Consider the following 26,613-nt stretch of genomic DNA (forward strand, 5'->3'; position numbering starts at 1 on the left):
ACAGTGCCTCACGAGGGGCAAGACTACGATTCCTGTGCACGCATTTGGAAAACGCTGGAGATCGACAAGTCAACCTTCGCCCGGCCATCTCGAAGTGACCTGGTGAATTTGAGAATCGAATGCAGAGTCCTTCACCAAATTCGTCTGAATGATTTTTCGAGTGAGTACCCCCAGGAGAACAATCATGCTCAAGCCCAACTATCCCTACTATCTCGCCAACCAGCCGGTGCAGCCCAATGCCGATTTGGAGGTAACCGACAAGTACAGCGGCGCAGTCGTCACGCGCGTTGCCCTGGCCGATGAAAAGGCGATTGATCAGGCGATCGCCTCGGCGGTGGCGGCCACCGAAGCCATGGCCGCGTTGCCGGCGTACAAGCGCCAGGGGGTGTTGCAACATTGCGTGCGACGATTCAGCGAGCGCGCCGAGGAACTCGCGCTGAGCTTGTGCCTGGAGGCCGGCAAGCCGATTCGTGACAGCCGCGGCGAGGTGAGCCGCTTGATCGATACCTTTCGCATTGCCGCGGAAGAATCCGTGCGTCTGACCGGGGAAGTGTTGCCGCTGGATATTTCGCCGCGCGCACAGAATTATGCGGGCATGTGGAAGCGCGTACCCATCGGTCCGTGCTCGTTCATCTCGCCGTTCAATTTTCCGCTGAATTTGGCGGCGCACAAAGTGGCGCCCGCGCTGGCAGTGGGTTGCCCGTTTGTGTTGAAGCCGGCCAGCCTGACGCCGATCGGCGCCCTGATCATCGGCGAAGTGCTGGCAGAAACCGATTTGCCGCCGGGCGCATTCTCGATTCTGCCCTGCCCGCGCGCCGGCGCGCGTCTCTTCGCCGAGGATGAACGTTTGAAGCTGTTGAGTTTCACCGGATCGCCGGAGGTGGGATGGGAGCTGAAGCGGCGCGCCGGCAAGAAGAAAGTCGTGCTCGAGCTGGGCGGCAATGCCGCGGTCATCATCGATGCCGATGCGGATCTCGCCGATGCGGTGAAGCGCGTGATCTTCGGCGCCTTTTATCAATCCGGCCAGAGTTGCATCGGCGTGCAGCGCATCATCATTCACGAGCGCGTTTACGCAGACTTTCGCGAGCAACTGGTAGCGGCGACCCAGGCGCTGAAGATGGGTGATCCCAAAGAGGAGGACACCTTCATCGGGCCGATGATTTCCGCGCAGGAAGCGGCGCGGCTGGAAAGCTGGATCAATGCCGCCGTGAAGCGCGGCGCGCGTTTGCTGTGCGGCGGCCGGCGCGACGGCGCCATGCTGGAAGCAACTTTGCTGGAGAACGTGCCGAAAGACGAAAAGATCTGCAGCCTCGAAGCTTTTGGGCCCGTGGCCGTGCTTTCTTCGTTCCGAGATTTTGAACAAGCCCTGAACGAAGTGAACGACAGCAGTTTTGGCTTGCAGGCCGGCATTTTCACGCGGGACATTTACAAGGCTTATCAAGCGTGGGACAAGCTGGAAGTCGGCGGCGTGTTGATCGGCGAGGTGCCCTCGTGGCGGGTGGATCACATGCCCTACGGCGGCGTCAAGGAAAGCGGAATTGGTCGTGAAGGCATTCGCTTCGCGATGGAAGACATGACGGAAATTCGCATGATGATTCTGCGCAAACCTTGAGACCGGCAGAGAATTTCAAGCAGGGGAAAACAGCAGGCGAGCGGGCAGGACACAAAATAAAAAGGCGCGCTTCCGATTAATACTTCGACAACCCGGTTCAAACTTACGAGACTGGGGGGGGATCTCGTAGTTTGTATCGAAGTCAACCGTACCGCGCGCCGTTTTTTTCAATTCACGGCTGCTGAGCTATTTGTTTCTTACTCGCAGCCGCTCACAACCATTCTAAAACCGCGCCCAATATAGCTTAGGATTACACTAAAGTCAAGATGTTTTTTGTGTATTCCTGCTTGCTGTCGCCAATCTCACCAACTTCCGGTTCTTCAGGTGATACAATTGCATTCGTGCGGCGACGATCTTGAGTTACTCCATTATCTCATCGAATTTGAACTGTAAGTCAATAACTTCTGGAGCGAATCCCAAAGACACGGGTGAACTTAACGACACAGTTTGCCAAATAAGAGAACATTGTCCACTTAAGCTGCAAAAATCAGCCGGGTGCATCTCGCCAGCAGCCGGCAGGACGCCTGTTTCACGCATAAACATGTTGAGTACGCTCTCGGAAGAACAGGCAAGGGAAGTCTGGCGTTTTCGTGCGCCGCTGGGAATGTGCAGTGCAAATACTGAGTTTAATCGCGCGACCAAGCCTCCTCGTGGCGGCATGCAATTTGACATGATAATTGACCCAAGCGAAGAGAAATGGCAGGCAGGCAAAACCAAGCCAGGGACCGGCGCCTTCCGCACCAACAGCTTTGGATATTGCCGTGAATCAGAAACTGATGCTTGACGAATTGCGCGAAACCCTTGAGCAGATCGCGGCGCTCTGTCCGCGGCACAGCCTGTTCGATCGCGAAGAATCGGACGGTCACGAGGGCACCGCCTCCCCGCCCTGCCGCTTGGAGGATTTCGAGCTGGCCACGGATACCTCCGGTGAGATACTGCGTTTCTCGTGCCGCCATTCCGTCGCGGGTGTTTGCGCCGGTTACGTCCATCTCCACCGCAAAGAGAAAGAAGTGGATGCGCAAATTGCCGGATGAGGGCACAGCCGCCGGCGCAGCGGGCCGCCAGCACTTTCGCGATTGCCGCTGCGGAAATGGCGCTCCGTTCCCACTGCTATTGCCGCGCGGCGCGCGCGCGCAGCCACGCCACCAACTGTTCCACCGCACGATCGAGTTGATTGAGATCGCCGGTGTTTTCGACGACGTAATCGGCCTGCTTTACTTTCTCCTCGAGCGGCAGTTGGTTGGCCATGCGGCGCCGCACCGCCGCTTCGTCGATGCCGTCGCGCTGCCTGACCCAGTTGATGCGGTTTTCCAGCGAGGCATAGACCACCACCATGACGTCCATGGCTTCGTTCCATTTGACTTCGTAGTGCAGCGCCGCCTCGATGATGGCCATGCTCTTGCCCGCCGCCTCCCACCTGCCGATCATGCGCTCCACTGCGCTGATGACGCGCGGATGCACGATGCCGTTGAGGATTTCGAGTTTCTTGCGATCGTTGAATACGATCGCGGCCAGCGCCTTGCGCCGCAGCCGGCCGTCCCCGCCGTACATGTCCTCCCCGAATTCCGTTTTGATGGCCTTGATGATGCCCTCGCTGGTGTCGGTCAATTCCCGCGCCAGGGTGTCGGCATCGATGGCCTCCAAACCGGCGGCCACCAACCGGCTCCGCACTTCTGATTTGCCGCAGCCTATGCCGCCGGTCAATCCGACCACGAGCATAACACACCGCCTTCCATGAACCGTGTTTTTGTGGTTGAGCTTCTGCGTTGGGCGCCCTGCCGGAGGCACCGGCCACCCGCGCGCTTTACCGCACGATCACGAATTTCGCCCACGCCGTTTGTGTGCCGGAACTAACATAACACACATACACTCCCGAAGGCAACAACTTTCTTCCCTGGTCACGGCCGTCCCAGGCATAGCCGCCGTTGCCGTCGGTTTCCGTCAAGGTGACCAACACGCGGCCTTGCAGATCAAGAATCTTGATGGTTGCCGTGGGCGTCAGGCCGGCAATCATCAGGCGGTGATGCCGGCTCGCGACAAAGGGATTGGGAAACACCTTCACCTCGTCCAGATTCGCGGCAGCAGGCGCAAAGCCGAGGGCATCGCCTTCGCCTGGTCGCAACGGAATGCCATCGGCGCTGCGCACGCTCTGAACCGTGATCAAATAATTCAAGCCGGTGGGTACAATGAAACCGTCGCGCAGCAGCAAACGCACAGCCGCCGGATTTTCGGCCACCACCGTGGCGCTGTGCAGCGCCGGCTGCAAACCGGAGTCATTTTGAATGCGCAGCCGGTAATTCGCCGGCTCGGTGGCGCTGACCGGATCCACCGGCAGATTGAATGCCAGCAGCAGGCTTTTGGGTGATTCCAGCCGGGCGGAGGTGAGGTAGAAGCGGGTTGCGGTCGCGGCGACTTGAAAGCGGGCGCGCGCATGCGCAGAATCCAGCGGCGCGAAATCGACATCAAACACGTTGGCGACTTCGATCTCATACTCGCCCGCGGCAAAATGGCATTCGTCAAAACTCAAGATCACCTCGCGGCCCGCGCGGCTGGAAACAATGCTTGCCGGCGTCTGGCAGCCATGCGCTTCACTGCTGGATGCCGCCAATCGCAAGCAAAAGCGGCCGTGCCAGCGCAGGTCTTCGTGCATCGTTTCGGAGAAGGTCACCGCCACCTGTTGCGGCGGGAAAAAAGCTGCGCGCACAACGCGCGGGGCCGCAGTGGGCCGCGCGCTCACCCTGCGCGACGGTGGCCCGATGATCTGCTGGCGCTGGCTGTCGATCGTCGCGATGGTGTAGTGATAGGTTTGCTCGCTGATCAGTCCGGCGTCGAGATATTCATTCGTGCTCACGCTGGTGGTGAAATCATCCGCGCCGCCGGCCTGTCCGCGAGAAACGAGATAACCCTCTGCGCCCTCGACCGGCTGCCAGTGCAGGAAAACACTGGTGGCATCGCGCGGCCGCGCCGAAATCCCGAAAGGCGACGGCGCCGCCGTCTCGCTGCCGGCTGGCGCGAACAGCCGCACGACTTCGCCATCCGAAAAATGAAAGCTGCGGCCGGCGCCGGGAGAGGGCGCGGTGACGATGGTGGTATTGCTGCGCACCGGCTGATAATGCCAGATCACCCGGCCGCTGCCGGCGTCAAAATCCACCACATAACCATCGGGAAAGAGATTGAGGAAAAGCTCATCGCGGCCGTCGCCATCGCTATCGCCGGCGCCGACGCCGGCGTCGAAATCCTGCGGCGGTTGAAAGCCAAAAAAGCGCTGCTCCCACATGACTTCAAACTGATTGTCTCCTGCGCTGCGATAGACGCGAAAGAGCCAGTGGCGGGCATCGAACTCATGCTCGCTTTTCAGTGCGGGATTGGAATGGCAGCCGGCGGCGAAATCAGCGCGGCCGTCGCCGTCAAAATCACCGGCGCGAATGAAGTCGATGGTGTCGAGCAAGGGCAGCCGATCGTGCCACGCCGCGACGAGATGGTTGTCGCCGCCGGCCTCGTAGATATACAAATCGCCGTCGGAATCACCGAGCAGAATTTCCTGGCGGCCGTCGCCGTCGAAATCACCCAACTCGGCATGCGGCACACCCACGCCGTTTTCGCCGGCGGTGAAATTCTCCAGCAGGGCAACTGCTTGGAAGGCATGATCGGCGATTGCTTCCCACACCGCAAAGCCTGCCTCATCGCGGGAGATAATTTCGCTGCGGCCGTCGCCATCGACATCGGCAAAACGGCTGGCCCAAAACTCACCACTGTCCGCCCACACCAGTTGCGTGGGAAACGCATTGATCTGCGGCGCTTCGAAAATGAAACTCCGCTGCCCCATGCCGGCGAGCAGCTCCAGTTTGCCGTCACCATTGCTGTCGCCGAAGTCGCGCGGGATCAGCGGCCAGTTTGAAGTGTATTGCGGCGCGAAGCCCCGGCCATTCCACTCAAAAATGGTGAGCGGGCCGATTGCATTGTTTTTGCCATAGACGGAAAGCAGCAACTCCGGCCGGCCATCCTGATCAAAATCCGCGGCGCGGGGCAGCAGCAAGCCGGCGGGCACACGCAATTCTGCTGGCAGTGGAATTTCGACGAAGGCTTGTGCGGCAATTTCCGGTCCGGTGAGATTCAAAACAAAATAACGGCCGCCATTGTCGTTGCGAGCGCGCAGCCCGGCGCGGTTTTCCGCTTCCAAGTAGAACTCGAGCTCACCGGCGACCAGCGCGCGCGTGAAGTGCAGACGATGATTGGCCGTGAGATAGTTCAGCGGCAGCGCCGCAAAAGCCGCCGCTGATCCGCGCGGCCGCCACCAGCACGTGGCGCGGCATTCATCATCCGTGTCGAATTCGATCAACACGCTGGGTTGATTGGCGTCGAGCATCGGGGTCATCTTCACCGCAGAAAAATCGGGCGGCGTGCGATCGATGGCCAGGCGGACTTTGTCCTCGACCGCCGGGCCGGCCTGCTGCAGCGCAACCAGCCGCAGGGTGTAGACGCCTTCGGGCACTGCGGCCAGCGGCCAGGAGGCGAGGGAATCGTCCAGCACTTGGCGTTGGGAAACGGAGGCGAGCGGTTGCCAAGCCACGGGATCATCGCCCGCGCCGAACGACAATTCATAACGCTCGACAAAGGCGCCGAGCACCGTGCCGCGAATGACGAGGTTTGCGTTGCCGGTGAAGCCGGCATCCATGGCCGGAGAGAGGATTTCCGCGCGCGCCGCTTGCCGGACGGCCAGGGCAGCCGCGGCGTCGATGCGGCCCGCAGCGAAAAAGCGATCCCATCCCGCCGCGCCCAGATCAACCGCGGTGTTTTGCAGCGCGGCGCGGATCATGTCATTGCTCCAATCCGGCGAACGCGCGAGCAGCAGGCCCGCGAGCGCCGCAACGAAAGGCGCGGCCGCGGAGGTGCCGCTGAACCGGCTATAGCCCTGCTGCCGGGTGGTGGTGAGAATGTCAACGCCGGGAGCAACGAGATCGACCGTGGCGCCGTAGTTCGAAAAGGAGGCCAGGCGATCGTTGGCGTCACTGGCGCCAACCGAGATCGTTTCGGAATAAGCGGCCGGAAAGTTCGGCGCCGCGCTGGCGTCATTGCCGGCCGCCGCCACCAGCACCACGCCGCGGCGATGCGCGAATTGCATGACATCGCGCAACAGCGGTGAAACCACGACATCGCCAAAACTCATGTTGATCACGCGGCTGCCGTTTTGCACGGCATACACCACGGCGGCAGCGACATCGTCCTCCTCGAGCAGACCCCGGCTGGTACCGGCGCGCAACGCCATGACCTTGCAGCCCGGCGCCAAGCCGGCGATGCCGATGCGATTGTCCGCCACCGCTGCAATGATGCCGCTCACCGCCGTGCCGTGGCCGTTCTCATCGGAAGGATCGTTGTCGCGTTCGCGATAGTCGCTGCCATCCGGAAAGTTGGGCGCGTCGGTGAAATCCCACCCGATGACGTCATCGATGAAGCCGTTGCCGTCATCATCGCTGCCGTTGGCATCCGTGGCATCAAGCCGGCCGTTGCCGTTCAAATCTTCAGCGGCGTTGCTCCAGAGGTTGGGCTGCAAATCAGGATGATCGAGTTCGATGCCCGTGTCGATTACGGCAATCAGCACATTGGCAGCGCCGGTGGTGGTGCGCCAGGCCGTGGTGGCACGCAGGGTTGACAGCGCCCATTGTGCGGGAAAGAGAGAATCATTGGGCGCCCAGTTTTGACGCGGGGCGGCGGGCCTGCCGGCAGTCCGCAACACGTGGTTGAATTGCGCCTGCGCGATCCCGGGGAGTTGTGAGAGTTCAGCAAGCCAGGCCGCCAGTTCTGCCGGGTTGTTGCGAAAGCGCACCAACACGTAGGCGTTGAGTCCGTCAGCTTGCAGCGCGGGAAACAAGGGCTGCGCCTCATATGCCCCCAGGCTTTGCAGCCGGGCGTGAAGGGGGCCTTGCGGATCAAAGGTAATGTCACTGCCTTTGCCGAGCACCGCGGCATCCTTGTGCAATTTGATGATGATTTCGTTGGAAACGAAGGCAGCCTCCGCCGCGGTGGATTGCGGCAAAACCGGCGGGGTCTGGAAGGCCAGCAAGCCGAAGGCGAAAAGCCCGCAGGCGAAGTGCAGGCAAGTCGAGCGTGAGAGAGAAATCTTGGTCATGCCTTGAAATCAGGAAATCATGTTCAGCCGGCGGAAGGGGGCGGCCAGGGCGTGGCCCGCGATCCGCAGCGCCGCGGTGAGCAGGAAGAGTGGCGCCAGCAACACCAACCCGGCGGCTTCCAGGCGCGAGCGGTGATACTTCCAAAAGTAGCGCCAAAAAGAGAGGTGCGAACTCCACAAAGCGGCCGGCCGGACTTGTTTGACGCTGGCGCCCAGGGCATGAAACACTTTTACTTCTGCGGTGAAGCGAATCTGCCAGCCCGCCTGCCAGACGCGGCGGCACCAATCGACATCGCTGAAAAAAAGCGGGAAGCGTTCATCCCACCGGCCGATGGCCTGCACGACCTGCGGCCGCACGAGCAAACAAGCGCCCTGCGGCTGGTCCACCGCGCGTGAGCGGCGATGATCGAAATCGCCCATCTTCCAGCGATTGCAGCGCCGGGAAGCCGGAAAGGCGCGTGACAAGCCGGTGAATTCGAAAAACAAGTCGGCATAGCGCGGAAAGCGCCGGCACGAGGGTTGGATCGTCGCGTCTGAGAAGGTGTACGGCGCTGTGATCGCGGATGGCAGCGAGGCGTTGAGATAATGCAGTTGCGGCGCAATCACGCCGACGTGATCGTGCTCATAAAGCTCGGTGAGCAGCCGGGCGAGGCTGGCAGGCGGAAAAACGGTATCGGGATTCAAAAACAAAACCGGGGCCTCGAGCGGGCAGAGCGCCAAGCCTTGATTCAGCGCCGCGGTGAATCCCACATTGCTGTGATTGCGCAGCACGTGTGCCGTAACCCGGGGCACGGGCAACTCGCGAACGGCCTGTGCGGCGATTTCCATCGTGTTGTCCGTTGAGGCATTGTCAATGAGATGAATCGTCAATCGGCGCCGGGGTTCGGCGAGCGGCAGCGAGGCCAGGCAGGCGCCAATGTGCGCCGCGCTTTGATAGGTGACCAGGATGATCGCGAGGTGATCCGGCGGCGGCATCGCGGGCCTCATTCCACGCAGATCAGCTCGCGTGTGATGGGCGTCAGGATTTCACACCCGCCGGCAGTGACGAGCACGTCGTCTTCGAGGCGCACGCCGCCCATTCCCGGCAGATAGACGCCAGGCTCGAGGGCGAGCACGCTGCCAAACGGAATCACATCCTTGCTCTCGGGACCGATGCGCGGGAGCATGTGTACATCCAGGCCCAAGCCGTGGCCCAGGGCATGATTGAATTGCTCGCCGAAGCCTTTGGCTTTGAGAAATTCGCGCGCGACCTGGTCCAGCGCGACGGCTTTCATCTCCGGCCGCAAGGCGGCATAGACTTGCTCGCCGGCTTCTTTGACGACGTGATAAACTTCCCGCAACCGGGCGGGTGGCTCACCTACGGCGATCGTGCGCGTGACGTCGGAAGCGTAGCCGGCGCAGACGCAGCCGAAATCGATGACGACCATGTCACCGGGTTGCAGGCGGCGGGCGGTGCTGCGGCCATGCGGCAGGGCGGAACGTGGGCCGCTGGCAACGATCGGCTCGAAGGGGTCTGCTTCGGAACCGGCTTTGCGGCTGCGATAAACGATCTCGGCGGCAAGGTCGGCCTCACTCACGCCCAGGCGCAAATAGGGCTGAATCGCCTCCCAGGTCTGGCAGGCGAACGCGGCCGCCTGGCGCAGCGCCGCCAGTTCATTCGCTTCCTTGGGAACCGCGAGTTGGGACAGCAGCCGTTCGGTGGGCGTGAGCTTGAGCTGGGGAAAGTGTTTGCGCAGTTGGGAAAGCTGTTGGCAGGTGAGGTGATGATCTTCGAAGCCGACGCGCCAGCCGGAGGGCAAGGCGCGGTTTTCCTTTAGTGGCACAAACAAATCGCGGTAGGCGATGAGAACTTCGGCATGCTCCACTTCCTGCGCCGCCTGATCGCGGTAGCGCCAATCGGTGACGAGCAAGCTGCGTACTGCCGTGATCAAACCCAGCGCGTTCGAGCCGGTGAAGCCGAAGAAATAGCGCACGCTCGCCGGCGCGCTGATCAGCATGGCGGCCAGCTCTTTCTCGCGCAACGCTTGCCGGAGGCGCTCGATTCTATCCGGCATTCTGCGTCTCTTGCAAACGTTTTTTCAAGTAGTCGATTTTTTCACGATAATGGCGGTTGGCCGGATCCTTCTTGCTGAGCAGCTCGAAGACGCCGATGGCCTTGGCATACTGGCCCTGCGCGGCATAAATCTCACCGAGGGTGGGAGTGACGATTTTGTCGCGCGGCTGAAATTCGCTGTTGGGCATCGGTGCGACGCTTTCCTCCAACTGCTCCAGCAGGCGGGTGGGTGCAGGCCGGCGGCGATTCGCGGGCGCGGCCGGCACGGAAGTGCGCTCTGCAGCGGCGTCATTTGCAGCAGTTTTTTCGACCGGTGGCAAGGCTTCGAAATCAAAATCCGTGTCCGCCGAATGTTGGGGAGGGGGCGCGGCCGGCCCCGGTGCTGCCGCGAAATCCGGTTCTTCGATTTCCGTATCCAGCGGTTCTTCGGTCACCGGCGGCCGGTTTAGGTCAGCGGTTGCCGGTGGCGGCGCTGCCGTTCTCCTGCTGTACTGCTGCACCTCGAAGCCTTCCAAGGCGGGCAATGGCTTGGCGGCGGCGGGTTCGGGCGCCGCGGCACTCTTTCGCTCCAGCGTCGGTGCCGGCCGGTCGTCGGCATCGTCGATGACTTCATCGTTGAAGATATCGTCGAGAATCGAAGAAAAGCGGGCCTCGTCTGATTTGGTGAGCACCGCGGTGTTGGTCTCAAGTTTCTTGTCGGCGCTGCGGTCGTGAATCGGCTCGGGAAGGTTGACGGGCTGCGGCGGCGCCGGGCGGGGTGCTTCGGCGCTGGGCTTCGCAGAGGTCGCCAGCAATTCTTCATCCGACAGCGGCAGCGCGGTGAGCGGCGGTTTGGGCTCGGCCGGCGCCGGCGGTGCGGGTGGTTCAGCGGGTTTCCGGGCCGGCGGTTCGGCAGGTTGCTTGGGAATGGGTGCTGCGGGTTTGCGCGCGGCGGCTGCCGTAGCAGAAGCCGGCCGGCTCGCCGTCGTAGTGGAGGGGGAAGCCGGCGCGCGTGTCGCCGGCGCAGCGACCTGGCTCTGCCGCGCAAACTCATCCACCACGGATTGCACATAGTTGTCGAGAGGGTCAATATGCAGGATCTTGCGGTAGCTCATCTCGCAGGTATTGTCCCACTCGATTTCGCGCATCAAATCACCGTACTGGCGATGGGCGGCAATGTGTTTGGGATCAAACACCAGCACGCGCTTGAATTCCTTTTCTGCCATGTCATAGAGCTTTTTCTGCCGGTAGCATTTGCCCAGCACGAAATGGCCGGTGACGTAGTAGGGGTGGCGGCGAACGCCTTCTTCACACACCTGTATGGCTTCATCGATGCGGCCGTTGCGCATCAAGACGTCGGCGACGCGCGCAAAGGTAAGCGAATCCGGATTCTGCTGCAGCAAAACCTGCAGCGATTCCAGGCGCTCGGTTTCAACTCTAGTCATGACAGCTTCCTCAATTCAAATGTCCTGCCTGACCTGCTTGCCGGTTTCAACGCGGCTGCAACACACCGTTGGAGCGCCCCGCCAGCCACAGCACCCGCGCCAGTTTGGCGCGCACATGCGGCAGCAGCGAGTGCTGCAGCGAGAGCACACCGATATAGGCGTAGCCGCAGCAATACAAGAGTTGAAACGGTAGAGCGGCAAACTCGGCGAAGCGCAGAGAGATCACCACGCCGGCCAGGCTGTAGAGCGCCAGCAGCAACTCCAGAATGCCGGTGCCCGCAAATCGCGTAACCGGGCTGCGCCGGTCGAAATATTTCTTGCCCTGAAAATGATCGCGTTCGTTTTCGATGCGGTATTTCGGCGTGCGCTGGAATTCACTGCGGCGGTTGACCAGGCCCTGCAGGATGGCACGGGTGTTGTTGACCGCCAGGCCCATGCTGCCGGCCATGAAAATCGGAAAATACAAGATGCGGCGCCGCCAATCCGGATAAAGCTCGCGCTGCGATGTCATGTACATCAAAAACGATCCGAGGAACGCCAGCACGAAAACCGAGCTGATTGCGAAGTAAAGGCTGTAATCATTGCCCGGCCCGTTTTTCAACAGAATCAGCGGGAGGTTGAGCAAGCCGACCAGCAGAATGAATGGAAACACCAGATTGTTGGTCAGGTGAATCGTCGACTGCAGCTTGACGCGCAGGGGCATCTGCGAATGCCAGACTTGCGGCAAAATTTTCTTGGCGGTTTCGATCGCGCCTTTCGTCCAGCGGAATTGCTGCGATTTCAGCGCGCCGATTTCCGCTGGCAACTCGGAGGGGCACACCGCATCGGGCAGAAACTTGAATTTCCATCCGCGCAATTGGGCGCGATAGCTGAGGTCGAGGTCTTCGGTCAGCGTGTCATCCGACCAGTTGCCGGCGTCGAGAATGCAAGCCTTGCGCCAAATGCCGGCAGTGCCGTTGAAATTGATAAAAAAGCCGGCGCCGTTGCGTGCCGCCTGTTCGACCACGAAATGGCCGTCCAATCCAATGGCCTGCGCCCGCGTCAGCAGCGAGAAATTCGGATTCAGATGCCCCCAGCGCGTCTGCACCATGCCCACTTCCGAGTCGGTGAAATAGGGAATGGTGCGAGCGAGGAAATCGCGCGGCGGAATGAAATCCGCGTCAAAAATGGCGATGAATTCGCCGGTCGCCTGCGCCAGACCCTCTTTCAAGGCGCCGGCTTTGAAACCCGTGCGCTCTTCGCGATGCCACAGCGTGATGTCGAAGCCGCGGCCGCGATATTCTTCCACCAGCTTTTGTGACAACGCCAGCGTTTCATCGGTGGAATCATCCAGAACCTGAATCTGCAGGCGCTCGCGCGGGTAAGCCACCCCGCACACGGCGTGAATCAGACGCTCAACGACGTAGTATTCGTTGAAAATGGGCAACTGAATCGTGACTTGGGGGTGGTGTTTCAACGGCTTGGGTCGCAGCCCGTTGACGCGCCGGAACTTCTTGTAGTAGTAAACCATGACAAAACCATGCGCGCCAAAGACGAATAGAATCGCGAGGGCAACGAAATAGATTGAAAGAACGCCGTACTCCAACACAGTTTGCATAATCTCTTTGACCGTCCCAACCGGCCAATCGCTCGCCGATCGTGACTGAGTTCCTCCTCCCGCTGGGTTATTCAGAAATATGGCGTGGATAATAAGTAAATCAAACCTAAAGCGCAACTTCTTTATTGGGTTACCAACTCACGCGGTGCATTTGCTGCAAAGCTGTAACATCACCACCCGGAAACCGTGCGGTTGAGCACTTCGGTGGCGATCTTGTCGATCGCGCTGTTGATCGCGCTTTGCCGGTCGTCGGAATTCGCGCCGCCCGGCACGTAGGCGCCGAACTGCGTGAGCTCTTCCTCCCACAGCACCTTCCGCTTCTTCACGTCATCGCATTTGATCTTCACGGTCAGATACACGCGAATTTCCTGCACCTGTTCCTGCGCGGTGTAGACGCCCGCCTGTTCGGTCAACCGCAGAATGGTGCCGCTCACAATCGCATCTGCCACGCGCCGGTCGGCAATTTTCAGCGTGTTGTCGCGGTTGAAGCTCGCAATGATGGCCTCGGTGAGTTGTTCCTTCACCCCGAATTCGGCAGTGCGGTCCTCGAAGATCGGCACAGCCACCGTCTTGAGATGCGGATTGGCCGACCCGGAAAAGGAGTACACGCCGCAGCCTGCGACCCAGGAGAACAGCGCGGCCAGCAGCAGCACAGCCCGAGCCGGAGTTGCGGCGCCGTGCCGCTTTGCCGCGGGTGGGCGCAGGGGCAGACAGTCAGTTTGGTTCATCGCGCGAATTCGTTGCAGGTTCGGTCACCGCAAGCGCGGCGCAACAGTTCCACCGGGAATTCCTGCCGGCCGGGAAACTGGCGCACCGCGGTGATTAGAAGGGCAGATCGTATTCTTTGATTTTGCGGTAGAGCGTGCGTTCGCTGATTTTGAGAATCTTGGCCGCCTTGCGGCGATTGCCGTTGGTGCGTTGCAGCGCTTCATGGATCAAGCGCTTTTGCATGCCTTCCAGGGACTCCAGGTCTTCCTCTTCACTGCCGACTTCATCAGCGCTGACCTCCTGCACGTCATCCGGCTCCACATAACTGCCCGGTTTCAGGCGCCGCATCGGCGAAACGTAGCGGCCGACGATCAACTCGCGCAACTGGGCAATCTCGTTCTTGAGATCGACCAGCGCACGGTAGATGAACTCACGTTCGACTTCTTCGCTGCGGCGATTGAGCGGCACCGGCAGCCGGCGGTCATACTCGCTTTTGCGCGGCAAGTGCTGCCGCACGGCATTCTCATCGACTCGCCGGCCGCGCTCCAAAACAATCAACATCTCGACGAAATTCCGCAGTTCGCGCACATTGCCCGGCCAATGATAGTCCTGCATCACCCGCAAGGCTCCTTCGGACATGCCCTCGAACTCGATCCGGTTTTCCCGGCAGAAATCAGTCACGAATTTCTTGACCAGCAGTGGGAGGTCTTCCAGGCGCTCGCGCAGCGGCGGAATGCGGATGCGGATGGCGTTCAGCCGGAAATAGAGATCTTCGCGAAAGCGGTTCTGTTCGACCGCCTCGCGCAAATCCTTGTTGGTGGCCGCCACCACGCGCACGTCCACATTGCGGTTGCTGCTGCCGCCCACCCGGATGAAATCCTTGCCTTCCAAAAGGCGCAGAAACTTGACCTGCGCCGGCAGCGGCATGTCGCCGACTTCATCGAGAAAAAGCGTGCCGCCATCGGCCTGCTCGAAATAACCTTTGCGGCTGCCGATGGCGCCGGTGAACGCGCCCTTTTCATGGCCGAACAATTCCGATTCGATGATGCCTTCCGGAATCGCGCCGGCATTGACCACCACGAAGGGCTTGTCCAGCCGCGGGCTGAGGCGGTGAATGGCCTGCGCCACCAGTTCCTTGCCGGTTCCGCTTTCACCCAGAACCAAAACCGGGATGGTGGTGGGCGCCACCTGCTGGATGGTTTCGATCATCTGCCAGATTTCCGGCGACTCGCCCACCAGACCGATTTGATCGCGCAGCGCGCGCAAGTCTTCGCTTACGCCATTGCCGCCGATTTTTGCCGTCAGAGCATTCATGTCGTTTGACGCCGAAGGTTGAGGAATTGCCTGAATATCCACGATCAGCCTGCATTCAGCGTTTGCTTTGAAACCAGGCCACTGTTTGCTCGAGGCCCTGCTCCAGCTTCACCTGGGGCTGCCAGCCCAGCAACCGGCGGGCCTTCCCGTACTCCAGCACGCTGCGCATCTGCTCGCCGGCCTTGGCCGGGCCGTGCCGCTCGTCGCAGCGGTTGCCGGTCGCCTGGTTGAGTATCCGAAACAGTACATTGACGTCGGTCTCGTGGCCGGTGCCGATGTTGAAATAGTCATTGGCGGAATAGTGGAGCGCGGCCAGATTGGCGGCCACCACGTCGCCGACGTAAACATAGTCGCGCGTTTGCCGGCCGTCACCGTTGATCACCGGCTGCTCGCCGCTCAACATGCGCGCGGTGAAGATCGCGACCACCCCGGCCTCGCCGTGCGGGCTTTGCCGCGGGCCGTAGACATTGGCGTAGCGCAGCAACACGTAGGAGATGCCGTAACTCTGGCCGAAAAAGGCGATGTATTTCTCGCAGGTCAGCTTGGTGATGCCGTAGGGCGAAGCCGGCCAGGTGGGATGCTCCTCGTCCGCCGGGAAGCGCATCTGCTCGCCGTAGATCGCGCCGCCGGTGGAGGCGAAAATGAACTTCTGCACGCCGGTTTGCTGCGCCTGCTGCAGCAGATTGAGCGTGCCGAGGATGTTGACTTCGGCATCATAGCGCGGATCCGCCACCGACTTGCGCACATCCATCTGCGCCGCCTGATGATAGATCGCTTCGAATTGTTCGCGCCGGAAAATGGCGGCGATTTCCTGGTCACGGATATCGACCTGATAGAACTTTGCCCGCGGATTGAGGTTTTCCTTGCGCCCGGTAACGAGATTGTCAATGACCGTGACCTCGTGGCCGCTGGCCAGCAAGGCGTCAACAATGTGCGAACCAATGAAACCGGCTCCGCCGGTGACCAACACTTTCATGCGCTGTCCTTTCAAAATGAAGAAAATTCCTGAGTACTGCTGCCATCTGATTTGTCCTGCAATCGATTCACTGTGTCTGATTCCTCTCTCTACGGCCGGTTCACCTTCACACTAACGCTCGGACCACGCTCGTCAAGCAGACGGCAAATGCTGCAGCGCCTTTGCCCCAATATCCGTCCGATAATGCGCGCCTTCAAATGAGATCTTGCCAACGGCCGCATACGCGCGCCGGCGCGCCTGGTCGAAGGTTTGGCCCAAACCGGTGACCGCCAGCACCCGGCCGCCGCCGGTGATGAGTCTCCCCGCTGCGTCCTGCGCTGTGCCGGAATGAAAAACCAAAACCTGTTCGCCCTCGATCGGCGCCAACTCTGAGATCACTTTGCCGGTTTGATATTCGCCCGGGTAGCCGGCCGAGGCCATCACCACGGCCAGCGCCCAACCGTTTGCGGCCGCAACCGTCTCTGGCAGCGCCCCGCGCGGAATTTGCCAAAGCAGGTCCACCAAATCGAACTCGAGCAAGGGCAAAATCACCTGCGCCTCCGGATCACCCAAACGGCAGTTGAATTCGACCACCTTGGGGCCCTCGGGTGTGATCATCAAACCGGCGTAGAGCACACCGCGATAGGCGCGGCCTTCCTGCGCCAAACCGGCAACCGCCGGCCGCAAAATCTGCGCTTCCACCTGCGCGAGCAGCGCGGGCGTCATAACCGGCGCGGGCGCATAAGCGCCCATGCCGCCGGTATTGGGGCCGCGATCCTCATCGAAGATCGCTTTGTGATCCTGCGCCGCCGGCAACGTGATGATCCGGGCGCCGTCGCTGAGGCACAACACCGACACTTCCTCACCCGGCATAAACTTCTCGATGACGATGCGGCTGCCGGCCTCACCAAAAAGGCTGCGTTCCAGCATGGCCTCAGCGGCCGCCAGCGCTTCGGCGCGAGTGTGCGCGACCACTGCGCCCTTGCCGGCGGCCAGGCCATCGGCTTTGATTACGATCGGCAAAGCGCTTTGGTTGAGATGGTCGCGCGCCTCGGCAAAGCGATCGCAGATTTCAAAATCCGCGGTGGGGATGCCATGCCGGCGCATGAAGGCTTTTGCAAAAGCCTTGCTGCCTTCGATCATGGCAGCAGCGCGCGAGGGACCAACGATCGCCAAGCCGGCGGCTTCGAAATTGTCAACGATGCCGGCCACCAGCGGCGCTTCCGGCCCGACGATGGTGAGGTCGATCGCCGCGGCGCGGGCAAAATGGAGCAACGCCGGCACGTTAGAGGAAGACATATCGACACATTCAGCCAGTTGCGCAATGCCGGGATTGCCGGGCGCACAAAAGATTTTCTCCGCCTGCGGGCTGCGCGCCAGCTTCCAAACCAGCGCGTGCTCGCGGCCGCCGCCGCCGATGACGAGCAAACGCAACGGCCGGGCCGGAGCTGGTGTCGTGTTGGTATTCATCATGCAAATCGCCGATGGTCAACTGGTTTTGCCGGCGCAGGCTCGAAACTCTCGCGGCCGCCCGGCGCTGCAACGCGGCGCTCAGCGCGCGCGACCGCGCCGGCGGCTTTTCTTGACTGGGTAAGTCGCCGCACTCTTCTTTTTTCCGGTCTTGAGCTGCTCGATCTCGTTGCGCAACTCGGCGGCGCGCTCGAACTCGAGGTTGCGGGCCGCGCTCAGCATTTCCTGCTCCAACCGATCGAGCAATTCTTCGCGCTCGAACGGCGTCATTTTCTCCCAGGCGGAAGTTGACACCTGTGACGGCGATTCGCGGTTGTATTTGCTGTCCGCCCGGACGTCCGCCACCTGGGTCGAGCTGAGAATCTCTTCCGTGCTCTTGTAAATCGTCCTGGGCGTGATGCCGTGTTCTTCGTTGTATTGGCGTTGAATTTCGCGGCGGCGGTTGGTCTCGTCGATCATCTTGCGCATCGAGCCGGTGACGGTGTCGGCATACATGATCACCTTGCCGTTGACGTTGCGCGCGGCGCGGCCGCCGGTCTGAATCAGGGAGCGCTCGCTGCGCAGATAGCCTTCCTTGTCGGCGTCGAGAATCGCCACCAGCGAGACTTCCGGCAAGTCCAACCCTTCGCGCAACAGGTTTACGCCCACCAGCACGTCGAACTCGGCCAGGCGCAAATCCCGCACGATCTCGACGCGATCGAGCGCGTCGATCTCCGAATGCAGGTAGCGCACGCGAATCTCCAGCTCGGCGAGGTAATCGGTCAAGTCTTCGGCCATGCGTTTGGTGAGGGTCGTCACCAGCACGCGCTCCTGCTGCGCCACCCGCTGCCGAATCTCGGCGATGAGATCGTCGATTTGATTCGCCACCGGCCGCACTTCGACTGCGGGATCCATCAAGCCGGTCGGGCGAATCACCTGTTCGACGATCACGCCCCGGCTCTTCTGCAGCTCATAGTCCGCCGGCGTGGCCGAAACGTAGATCATCTGATGCATCATGGCTTCGAATTCATCGAACTTCAGCGGCCGGTTGTCCAACGCCGAGGGCAGCCGGAAGCCGTGCTCGACCAGCGTTTCCTTGCGCGAGCGGTCGCCGTGATACATGCCGTTGATCTGCGGAATGGTGGCATGGGATTCATCGATGATGGTGATGAAATCCTTCGGGAAATAGTCGATCAGCGTGAACGGCCGCTGGCCGGCGGCGCGGCCGGAGAGGTGGCGGGAATAGTTCTCCACGCCGTGGCAGGTGCCGATTTCCTGCAGCATCTCGAGATCGAAATTGGTGCGCATCTCCAGCCGCTGCGCTTCCAGCAGCTTGTTGTTCTCGCGAAACCAGGCCAGGCGCGTGGCCAGCTCCTCCCGGATGGCGGCAATCGCGCGCACCACCTTAGCGCGCGGGGTCACGAAGTGCTTCGCCGGAAAGATCGCCACGCTGTCCACCTCGCCCAAAATCTCGCCGGTGAGGGTGTTGATCTGCGCGAAGGATTCGATCTCATTGCCGTACATCTCGATGCGATAGGCTTCACGCTCATAAGCCGGGATAACTTCGATGACGTCGCCGCGCACGCGAAACGTGCCACGGGCAAAGTCAAAGTCATTGCGCGTATACTGCATATCCACCAGCCGCTCGAGAATGCGGTTGCGCTCGATGCGCTGGCCGCGGCTGAGCATGAGCAGCTCGGCTTTGTAATCTTCCGGATCACCCAAGCCATAGATGCAGGAAACCGAAGCGACGATCAACACGTCGCGGCGGGAGAGCAGCGCGCTGGTGGCTTTCAGGCGCAGCCGGTCGATCTCGTCATTGATGGCCGTGTCTTTTTCGATGTAGGTATCTGTGCTCGGCACGTAGGCTTCGGGCTGGTAATAATCGTAGTAGCTGATGAAATACTCCACCGCATTGCGCGGGAAGAAGCTCTTGAATTCACCGTAGAGCTGGGCGGCAAGTGTCTTATTGTGAGAAATGACCAGCACCGGATGATTCACATTGGCAATTACATTTGCCAGGGTGAAGGTTTTACCACTGCCGGTCACACCCAGCAGCGTTTGATGCTTTTCTCCGCGCCGCACGCCTTCCGTAAGTTCCTGAATGGCTTGGGGCTGATCTCCGGTGGGCTGATAGTCTGAGACGAGTTCGAATTTTTCCATGGCCAAAATAAAAACTGCCACCCCTCGACCGCAAGATGGCATGGTGGATACTGGCAGACTGTCCGTTGCAAATTCGCAGCCAAATCACAAAAATGCCAATTTGGCAACTGGCACGGCGAATATACATCCTCACGCCACCAATGTCAAGCAGGGCGGAGGCTCCGCGAAAAACACCTTGCAAATCAAGGCCCTCCAGTGTATATTTCGCGCTTGTAATTTGAACATTTAACCCGCTGATGCGCGGCGCCCAGCCTTAGATATCAAACTTCTGGAGTCTTCCATCATGGGAATGATGCAAAGAATGCGCAGCTACACCAAGATTTTCTTTTATGGCTTGGTGGCTGTATTTGTAGGCACGATCGTTTTTGACTGGGGCATGAATGTCACCGGCCTGAGAACCGGAGAAATGACCATCGCCAAGGTCAACGGCGAAACCATTTCGATCACCGAATTCGACCGCGCCGTCAACCAAGTGCTTGAAAATTACAAAGAGAGTGGCGCGGAAGTCACGGACACCCAGCTCAATTCCATTCGCAATCGCGTGTTGGATGATTTGATCAACAGCCGGCTGGTGCGCCAGGAAATCAACAAACACCAACTGAGCGCGACCGACAAGGAGATCACCTACTACTTGTTCGATCAGCCGCCGGAGTTCATCCAGCAGATGTTTCGCACCGAGCAGGGCCAGTTCGACATGGTGCGCTATCAAGCCGCGCTGAAGAATCCGCAACTGGATGCCGCCTGGATCGGCGTCGAGCAGGAGATGCGCAATCAATTGCCGGTGCAGAAGCTGCAAGACATGCTGTTCGCCTCGATCATCGTCACCGAAAGCCACATCAGAAGCGAGTATCTCGCCCGCAATCAGAAGGCCGCCGTGCGTTATGCGGCGTTTTCGTGGGACAAATACCGCACCGCCGCGGTGACGATCAGCCCCGACGAGATTCAGAAGTACTACAAAGAACACCAGGACGATCTCAAAGAGCCGGAAAAACGCAAGATCGATTACGTCTTCTTCTCGACCAATCCCACCCGGCAAGACTCCCAAGCCGTGCAGGATTCGGCGGCCGCCATCTATCAGCGCGCGCTGGCCGGAGAGGACTTTGGCAAACTGGCGGAACTGTATTCCGAAGATGAATCCAACAGCACCAAAGGCGGCGATTTGGGCTTTTTCCCGCGCGGGCAAATGGTGAAGCCCTTCGAAGAAGCGGCCTTCGCAGCCAAACCGGGCGAGATCGTGGGACCGGTCACCACCAATTTCGGCCTGCACATCATCAAAGTGGAAGAACGCAAGCAGGAGAACGGCGAAGAGCAGGTGCGGGCGCGGCATATCCTGTTGCGCTACAAACCCTCGCACGCCACCAAAGAAACCGCAGAGAGTGACGCCAGATTCTTTGCCGAACAGGCGCGCGAAACCTCCTGGAGCGAAACGGTTGCCAGCGAGAAGGTGCAGGCGCAAACCAGCACTTTCTTCGTCAAAGGCGGCGGTTTTGTGCCCGGTTTGGGTTTGAATTACGGCGCTTCGCAGTTCATTTTCCGCAGTCCCGTCGGCACGGTGAGCGAAGCCTTCGAAACGCCCCAGGGTTTCACCGTGATCCGCGTGGCCGAGATGCAAGCAGAGCACACCAAGTCGCTGGAAGAGGCCAAAACCCAAATCGAAACCGCGTTGAAAGAAGAGCGCTGGAAACAGATGGCGCATCAAGCCGCCGAAAAGTTCTACGCCGAGCTGCTGAAGGCCGGCACCAGCTCCTTTGAAGCGCTGGCCCAGCGCGATACGATTGCCCTGCAAACGCCGGAGCCGTTCACCCGTTCCGGGTTCGTCACCGGCGTGGGTCGCGATCAAGCGTTCATCGGCACGGCGTTTTCGCTGCAGCCCATGGAAATCTCCAAACCGGTGAAGGGACTGCGTGGCTCATATGTCATTCAACTGCTCAGTCGGGATGAATTCAGCGAAGCCGATTACAACGCCAAAAAGGAAGACATCCGCAATCAGCTCACCGGCCGCGCGCGGCAGGACACCTTCGAGCAATGGCTGGCGGCGTTGAAGAAAGACGCTGACATCAAGGACGAACGCGAACGCTTCTTCTAAACCCCGCTGCGCCCCGATCGGCATTCTCCCCCAAAAAAAAGCTCCTGATCGCAGGAGCTTTTTTGTTTTGCGCCCCGCCATGCGGCGCCGCGCCCGTGCCCGGCCGCCCTCACCGCTTCACTTGTTTGCCCCGCCCGGTTCTTTTCTCCAGTGAAACCTGGCCGCGCAGCTTCACCGGCTGCACGTCGCGGCTGCGCAGGCGCAGATTCAACATTTCCACGAATACCGAAAACGCCATGGCAAAATAGATGTAGCCCTTGGGAATGTGTTGATCGAAGCCGTCGGCGATCAACGCCACCCCGATCAACAACAAAAAGCTGAGCGCCAGCATTTTGACGGTGGGCCGGCGGTGCACGAAATCGCTGATGGCGCCCGCGAAAAACATCATGAAGGCCACCGCCATCACCACCGCCGCCACCATGATGGCGAGATGATTGGCCATGCCGATGGCGGTGATCACCGAATCGAGCGAGAAAACGATGTCGAGCAGCATGATCTGAACCAGCACACCGAGAAATGCCGCGTGCACCCTCGCGGTGCCGTGCTCCTCTTCGCCCTCGAGCTTGTTGTGGATTTCGTGGGTGCTTTTGGCCAGCAGGAACAGCCCGCCGATGATCAGAATGAGATCGCGGCCGGAGATTTCGTTGCGCCACACCGTGAACAGCGGCTGGGTCAGACGCATGACCCAGGTGAGGGAAAACAGCAGCACGATGCGCGAGATCATGGCCAGACCCAGGCCGACGGTGCGCGCCCGCGGCTGTTGCGCAGGCGGCAGTTTGCCCGCCAAAATCGAAATGAAAATGATGTTGTCAATGCCGAGCACGATCTCCAGCGCGGTCAGCGTCACCAGCGAAATCCAGGCCTGTGGATCGGTCAACCAATGCATGTCCTTCACTCCCGCAAAAGGTTGTGCGAAAAAAGTGGGATTGAAATGAACCGTTATCGCGGAGGAGGGGAAGCGGTGGGAAACAAAACCGTCACCGTTGTGCCCTGGCCCGGCGCGCTCACCACGCGAATCGCGCCGCGATGCGCGCGTACGATGCCGCGCACGGCCGCCAGCCCGAGTCCCCGGCCGGCGAATTTCGTGCTGAAGAACGGCTCGAACATGCGCGCCTGCGCCTCGGCGGTCATGCCGCGTCCGCTGTCGCTGACTTCCAGTGCGACGTATGCGCCGGGTTCCAGCCCGGCCGCGGCCACCTCTTCGCTGCGGCAGACAGCCGTGTGCACGCGAATCTCGCCCGCGGCTGCGCCGATGGCATCCGCAGCGTTCGCCAACAGACTCGCAATGACCTGCTGCACCTGGTCTGTGGCAGCGTGAATCAGCGGCAAGTCCGCCGCCACTTCACAACGGAGTTTGATTGCCTCCGGCAGCATCGCCGCCAGGCTTGGCTGCATCTGCATCACCAGTTCGGAGAGCTTCACCGGCTGCATTTCCATCCTGGCCTTGCCGGTGAAAGCAATGATTTGATTGGTCAGCTCGGCGGCGCGCAAGGCCGCGCCTTCGATCTGCTGCAGCGGCTCACGCAGCGCCGACTCCTCCGGCAAATCCTGCAGCGTCAGATTGGCGTTGCCCAAAATAATGGTCAGCAGGTTGTTGAAGACGTGCGCCATGCCACCGGCGAGGGCCTCCAGGCCTTCGACGGCCGGCGCCCAGGTCACCTGCCATGCAGCCTCCGGCGGCTCACTCTTCTGCTCGAGGCGCGGGGAAGCAGCGCCCGCGGCCGGTGTCACCGCCGCGAGTTGGCCGGCGGTGAACGCCTCCGCCGCGGAGGGCAGGACATTCGCCGACAGCAGGCGATAGCGTTCTTCGATTTCACGCAGCGCCTTTTCCACGCGCTTGCGTTCGGCGATCTCCTGTTGCAGCTCGCGATTGAGTGCTTCTGCCGTTTGGGCGCGCGTTTCTGCTGCAATCGCCCGCAACCGCGCCTCCTCCGCCTGTTTGCGTCCGGTCACGTCGCGCACGAGGGTGCGCATGCCCACGGGAATGCCGTCCTTGTCGAGCACGAACGAGGTCTGGGTTTCTGCCGGAAAAATGGTGCCGTCTTTCTTGCGCATCAGGAATTCGTAGATGTCCTGCCGGCCTGAGCGCAAGTATTCGCGTTGCCGGGAGCGGCTTTCGGCAATGTAGGAGGTGATGATCGCCACCGCGCGGTCGTATTCCTGCTCGGCAAACAATTGCGGAATCTCGAGGCCCCTGGCAAAGTCGGCTTCGGTGTAGCCAAACAGAATCTGGGCCATGCGGTTCATGTAGGTGAGTCGTGGCGTGACGATATCAATCTCGAGGAGGGCTTCCGGCAGATAGTAGAGAAAATCATTGAACTGATCACGCAAGCTTTGCAACTCTTTGACCAACGGATCCATAGTCGTCATCTTGCCAGTCGGAGAACGGGTGGCGGTGAAGCCGGCTTGGCGGCGCATTCGGTTTCGCACGGCAGGAATTGGCGCTGATAATAAACATTCACCGGCAGGATTTCAAGGGGAATTCCTTGCCTGCCCGCCGGTGAGTGCGATCGCAGCCGAGTTGGTCAAGCACTGGACAGCGCGCCCAAGGATTCACAAGCTCCCGGCTGCTTGCCCCGAGAGAATCTCAAAGCAAGTCAACCCGGCAGGAATCGCTGCTGTGCTTCGCCGGCAAAGAGAAACTCGTACCGCGGCAGGGCAACCTCAACGCAGCAACAAGAGCTTGCGCGTCATCGTTTGCTCTCCGGCGGAGATTCGGCAGAAGAACACGCCGCTGCCGGCCGGCTCGCCCTGCGCGTTGCTGCCCAACCACGACAATGCGTGCGTGCCGGCGGATTGCCAGCCTTCGAACAAGCGCGCGACCTCACGGCCCTGCAGGTCATGAATGCTCACCCGCACCAGTGCCGGTTGCGGCAAATGATAGCGAATGTTCGTGGCCGGATTGAAGGGGTTCGGATAATTGGGGAACAGGATCAACGCCGCCGGGCCGTGATGCAGCTCAGGCTCGTGCACTCCGGTGAGACGGCCGTAGAACTCGTACACGTCCGCCGTGGTGAGCGGCTTGTGCGTGCGAAAAGTGAATTCATCACCCGGCGCCGGCGGGCGGTCACTGCTGGTGCCGGTGAACAACATCGACCAAGTCAGCCGGAGCGCGCTCTGGTCGACGGGTTCGACCAGAAAAATTTCGTCAAAAAGAGAGACAGATTGATCGGCGTCGTTATCCAGAAAGATAATTTCCACCGGCCGGTTGGCGGTGAGATTCTGCACCAGAAATTTCATGGGCACCGCGGCCGCGCCGTAGGCCGTGCTGGAAGTATCCACCACGTGATCGAAGAATTCCAGGCGATAGTCTGCCGGCTGGGGATAACCCTCCAATACTTCCGTTCCCAAGTCGATGCGCGGCACGGTGATGGCAACTTTCAGCGTGGATTGGCCTTTGGTGAAGCGCGTGCCCTCCAAATCGACCTCGGCGCGCGGATAGTCCTTGATCACCAGCCGCACGCCGTCGAACAGCGGCCCCTCGGAAGCGCCGTCAAGCTCGCCCGCTTTCTCCACCACGGTGACCTGGCGGTCACGATCGACGACGTGATAGAACTTCCGGCCGGCAAGCGTATCGAAGGTGACGCGATAGAGATGGCCGGTCAATTGCTCCGGGGCAACCACCTGAACCGTCACGCGGGCGCCGCTGTTGCCTGTCACGTGGGTCGCCACCGGCCCGCCGACGCGCGGTGTCAACTTCGCGAAGGGAAAGGTTTGAGCGAAGGCCGTGGTCTGGCCGTCGCCGGCTGCGACACGAATGACCGCCTGTGGCGAATTGGGCAGGCTGGTGAGATCAATCGCGCGCGATTGGCTGAGTGTATCCATCCTTGCCGTGAACGTGTCAAACTGGCTGAAGACCTGTCCGCCATCGGTGCTGTAAAACAAGTTGACCGTGAGCGGATTGTCTTCGGCATCTCCCAGCAGCAGCGCGAGCGTGAAGCGCTCCTGATCAAATACCTCGCCGGAGCGAAACTCGTCATTGCGAATTCGAACGAAGGGCGCGCCATTGCCTTGATTGTCGATGGTAAGATAACCGGAGCGATCCTGGCTATAGATGAAGCCACGATCGTTTTGCAGGAAGATTTTGAGAACACCGAACGCGCAGTCGGTCACTTCCACGGTGTTCCAAAGGTAGATTCCGTTATTCGGCAGGGCGCGGGCGATCAGCTCCCAGTCTTCTCCGGCATTGCTGCTGAACCAAATCTCCACGCTGTCAGCCGGATTGCCGGCCTGCCATTCCACCGGAACCAGGCCATGCCGGCGGCTGGCGTGCTTCAGATTCGTGAGCTGGAGGGCGCCGGGCGTCTGGCGGTATTTTTGAAACACCCACGGGAAGAGATGGGAATAGTCGTAGGATTCATCCCAAATCACGTGTCCGCCCTCGCCGTATTCGGTGTAGAGCAGGTTGGCATGACTGCGCACATGTTGGGAGATCGTACTGTCCGGCAGTCCGGTGCAATCGCGATCGCGGCAGTGAGTGTAGACCACCTCTTGTCCGGCCTGTTGCAGCGCCGTCATCATATCACGCGAAAAGCTGACCGGCACGGCGTCATCCCGCGTGCCGTGAAAATTCCAAATCGGCACGGCGGCAATCGTGGCGGCGCGCGCGGGATCGCCGCCGGCGCTCATCGGAATGGCAGCCGCGAAGCGCTTGGGGAAAAGCGTGATCAAATCCCACGTGGCAAATCCTCCCATCGACAAGCCGGTGACGTAGAGGCGATTGGCGTCGATGCTGAATTCCCGCTGCAGCGAATCGAGCAAGCTGCTGAGGGTCATCAGGTGATCATCCCAGCCCTGATTCAATGGGCATTGCGGGGCCACCACCAGGCAGGGATATTTGGTTTGATTGATCGGATCGGCCCACGCCGTCGCCAGGCGATAGGAACGAACCTGCGTGAAGTTGTCGGAGCCGCGTTCGCCCGAACCGTGCAAGGCCAACACCAGCGGATAGAGGCGCGTGGGCGTGTAATTGGCCGGGACAAACAAACGGTAAGGCAGACCACCGTCCGCGGCAGGATGGTGGCGCGGCTGGAACTTCGCGGCAATTTCATCCTGCGCGACCAAACGCGTGGCAAAAATGGCACTCAGGATAAAGACGACTACAGCTCGCTTTGACATGTTGCCC

At 60.5% G+C, this 26,613-nt stretch carries 18 protein-coding genes; 4 read left to right on the forward strand and 14 right to left on the reverse strand.

What is annotated here, in order from left to right; translation table 11 throughout:
- The first annotated feature begins 184 nt into the window (after positions 1 to 184).
- The 3 genes from L6R21_02495 (at position 185) to L6R21_02505 (ending at position 2,646) form a co-directional block, all read left to right on the forward strand.
- Complete coding sequence (locus tag L6R21_02495; GenBank protein ID MCK6558043.1) at positions 185 to 1,612, forward strand: aldehyde dehydrogenase family protein; 1,428 nt, start codon at positions 185 to 187, stop codon at positions 1,610 to 1,612.
- Between the two features lie 541 nt (positions 1,613 to 2,153).
- Positions 2,154 to 2,396, forward strand: a complete 243-nt coding sequence (locus L6R21_02500) for a hypothetical protein (protein ID MCK6558044.1) — start codon at positions 2,154 to 2,156, stop codon at positions 2,394 to 2,396.
- Positions 2,374 to 2,646, forward strand: a complete 273-nt coding sequence (locus L6R21_02505) for a hypothetical protein (GenBank protein MCK6558045.1) — start codon at positions 2,374 to 2,376, stop codon at positions 2,644 to 2,646. The genes L6R21_02500 and L6R21_02505 overlap by 23 nt, the downstream gene beginning before the upstream one ends.
- Before the next feature lie 76 nt (positions 2,647 to 2,722).
- Here L6R21_02505 and coaE read toward each other — a convergent pair whose 3' ends face one another.
- The 11 genes from coaE to uvrB all read right to left on the reverse strand — a co-directional run bounded on the left by coaE (position 2,723) and on the right by uvrB (position 19,402).
- On the reverse strand, positions 2,723 to 3,331 hold the full coding sequence (coaE, locus tag L6R21_02510) for a dephospho-CoA kinase (GenBank protein MCK6558046.1): 609 nt from the start codon (positions 3,329 to 3,331) through the stop codon (positions 2,723 to 2,725).
- Positions 3,332 to 3,416: 85 nt separating this feature from the next.
- Positions 3,417 to 7,739: a S8 family serine peptidase gene (locus L6R21_02515; GenBank protein MCK6558047.1), complete on the reverse strand. Its 4,323-nt coding sequence runs from the start codon at positions 7,737 to 7,739 to the stop codon at positions 3,417 to 3,419.
- Positions 7,740 to 7,748: 9 nt separating this feature from the next.
- A complete protein-coding gene (locus L6R21_02520) occupies positions 7,749 to 8,714 on the reverse strand; it encodes a glycosyltransferase family 2 protein (GenBank protein MCK6558048.1) in 966 nt (321 codons plus the stop codon).
- Positions 8,715 to 8,722: 8 nt separating this feature from the next.
- On the reverse strand, positions 8,723 to 9,793 hold the full coding sequence (locus tag L6R21_02525; protein ID MCK6558049.1) for an aminopeptidase P family protein: 1,071 nt from the start codon (positions 9,791 to 9,793) through the stop codon (positions 8,723 to 8,725).
- Positions 9,783 to 11,216: a tetratricopeptide repeat protein gene (locus L6R21_02530; protein ID MCK6558050.1), complete on the reverse strand. Its 1,434-nt coding sequence runs from the start codon at positions 11,214 to 11,216 to the stop codon at positions 9,783 to 9,785. The genes L6R21_02525 and L6R21_02530 overlap by 11 nt, the downstream gene beginning before the upstream one ends.
- 46 nt (positions 11,217 to 11,262) lie before the next feature.
- The gene (locus L6R21_02535) at positions 11,263 to 12,813 is read right to left on the reverse strand and encodes a glycosyltransferase family 2 protein (protein ID MCK6558051.1); all 1,551 of its coding nucleotides are present in this window, start codon (positions 12,811 to 12,813) and stop codon (positions 11,263 to 11,265) included.
- A gap of 170 nt (positions 12,814 to 12,983) precedes the next feature.
- Positions 12,984 to 13,541: an LPS assembly lipoprotein LptE gene (lptE, locus tag L6R21_02540; protein ID MCK6558052.1), complete on the reverse strand. Its 558-nt coding sequence runs from the start codon at positions 13,539 to 13,541 to the stop codon at positions 12,984 to 12,986.
- 94 nt (positions 13,542 to 13,635) lie between these two features.
- The gene (locus tag L6R21_02545; protein ID MCK6558053.1) at positions 13,636 to 14,835 is read right to left on the reverse strand and encodes a sigma-54 dependent transcriptional regulator; all 1,200 of its coding nucleotides are present in this window, start codon (positions 14,833 to 14,835) and stop codon (positions 13,636 to 13,638) included.
- Between the two features lie 55 nt (positions 14,836 to 14,890).
- A complete protein-coding gene (locus L6R21_02550; protein ID MCK6558054.1) occupies positions 14,891 to 15,811 on the reverse strand; it encodes an SDR family oxidoreductase in 921 nt (306 codons plus the stop codon).
- A gap of 132 nt (positions 15,812 to 15,943) precedes the next feature.
- Positions 15,944 to 17,224, reverse strand: coding sequence for a phosphoribosylamine--glycine ligase (gene purD, locus L6R21_02555; protein ID MCK6558055.1), 1,281 nt, complete (start codon positions 17,222 to 17,224; stop codon positions 15,944 to 15,946).
- Between the two features lie 117 nt (positions 17,225 to 17,341).
- Complete coding sequence (uvrB, locus tag L6R21_02560; GenBank protein ID MCK6558056.1) at positions 17,342 to 19,402, reverse strand: excinuclease ABC subunit UvrB; 2,061 nt, start codon at positions 19,400 to 19,402, stop codon at positions 17,342 to 17,344.
- Between the two features lie 283 nt (positions 19,403 to 19,685).
- Between uvrB and L6R21_02565 the strand changes: the two genes are divergently transcribed.
- Positions 19,686 to 21,488, forward strand: a complete 1,803-nt coding sequence (locus L6R21_02565; protein MCK6558057.1) for a peptidylprolyl isomerase — start codon at positions 19,686 to 19,688, stop codon at positions 21,486 to 21,488.
- Between the two features lie 109 nt (positions 21,489 to 21,597).
- Here L6R21_02565 and L6R21_02570 read toward each other — a convergent pair whose 3' ends face one another.
- From L6R21_02570 to L6R21_02580, 3 genes are all read right to left on the reverse strand, one after another.
- Complete coding sequence (locus L6R21_02570) at positions 21,598 to 22,374, reverse strand: TerC family protein (GenBank protein MCK6558058.1); 777 nt, start codon at positions 22,372 to 22,374, stop codon at positions 21,598 to 21,600.
- A 53-nt stretch (positions 22,375 to 22,427) separates the two neighbouring features.
- Complete coding sequence (locus tag L6R21_02575; GenBank protein MCK6558059.1) at positions 22,428 to 23,906, reverse strand: ATP-binding protein; 1,479 nt, start codon at positions 23,904 to 23,906, stop codon at positions 22,428 to 22,430.
- A gap of 246 nt (positions 23,907 to 24,152) precedes the next feature.
- Entirely contained in the window at positions 24,153 to 26,606 is a 2,454-nt protein-coding gene (locus L6R21_02580) for a T9SS type A sorting domain-containing protein (protein ID MCK6558060.1), read from the reverse strand.
- Between the last annotated feature and the right edge of the window lie 7 nt (positions 26,607 to 26,613).

The sequence above is a fragment of the bacterium genome (genome assembly GCA_023150945.1).
Taxonomy (GTDB): domain Bacteria; phylum Zhuqueibacterota; class Zhuqueibacteria; order Zhuqueibacterales; family Zhuqueibacteraceae; genus Coneutiohabitans.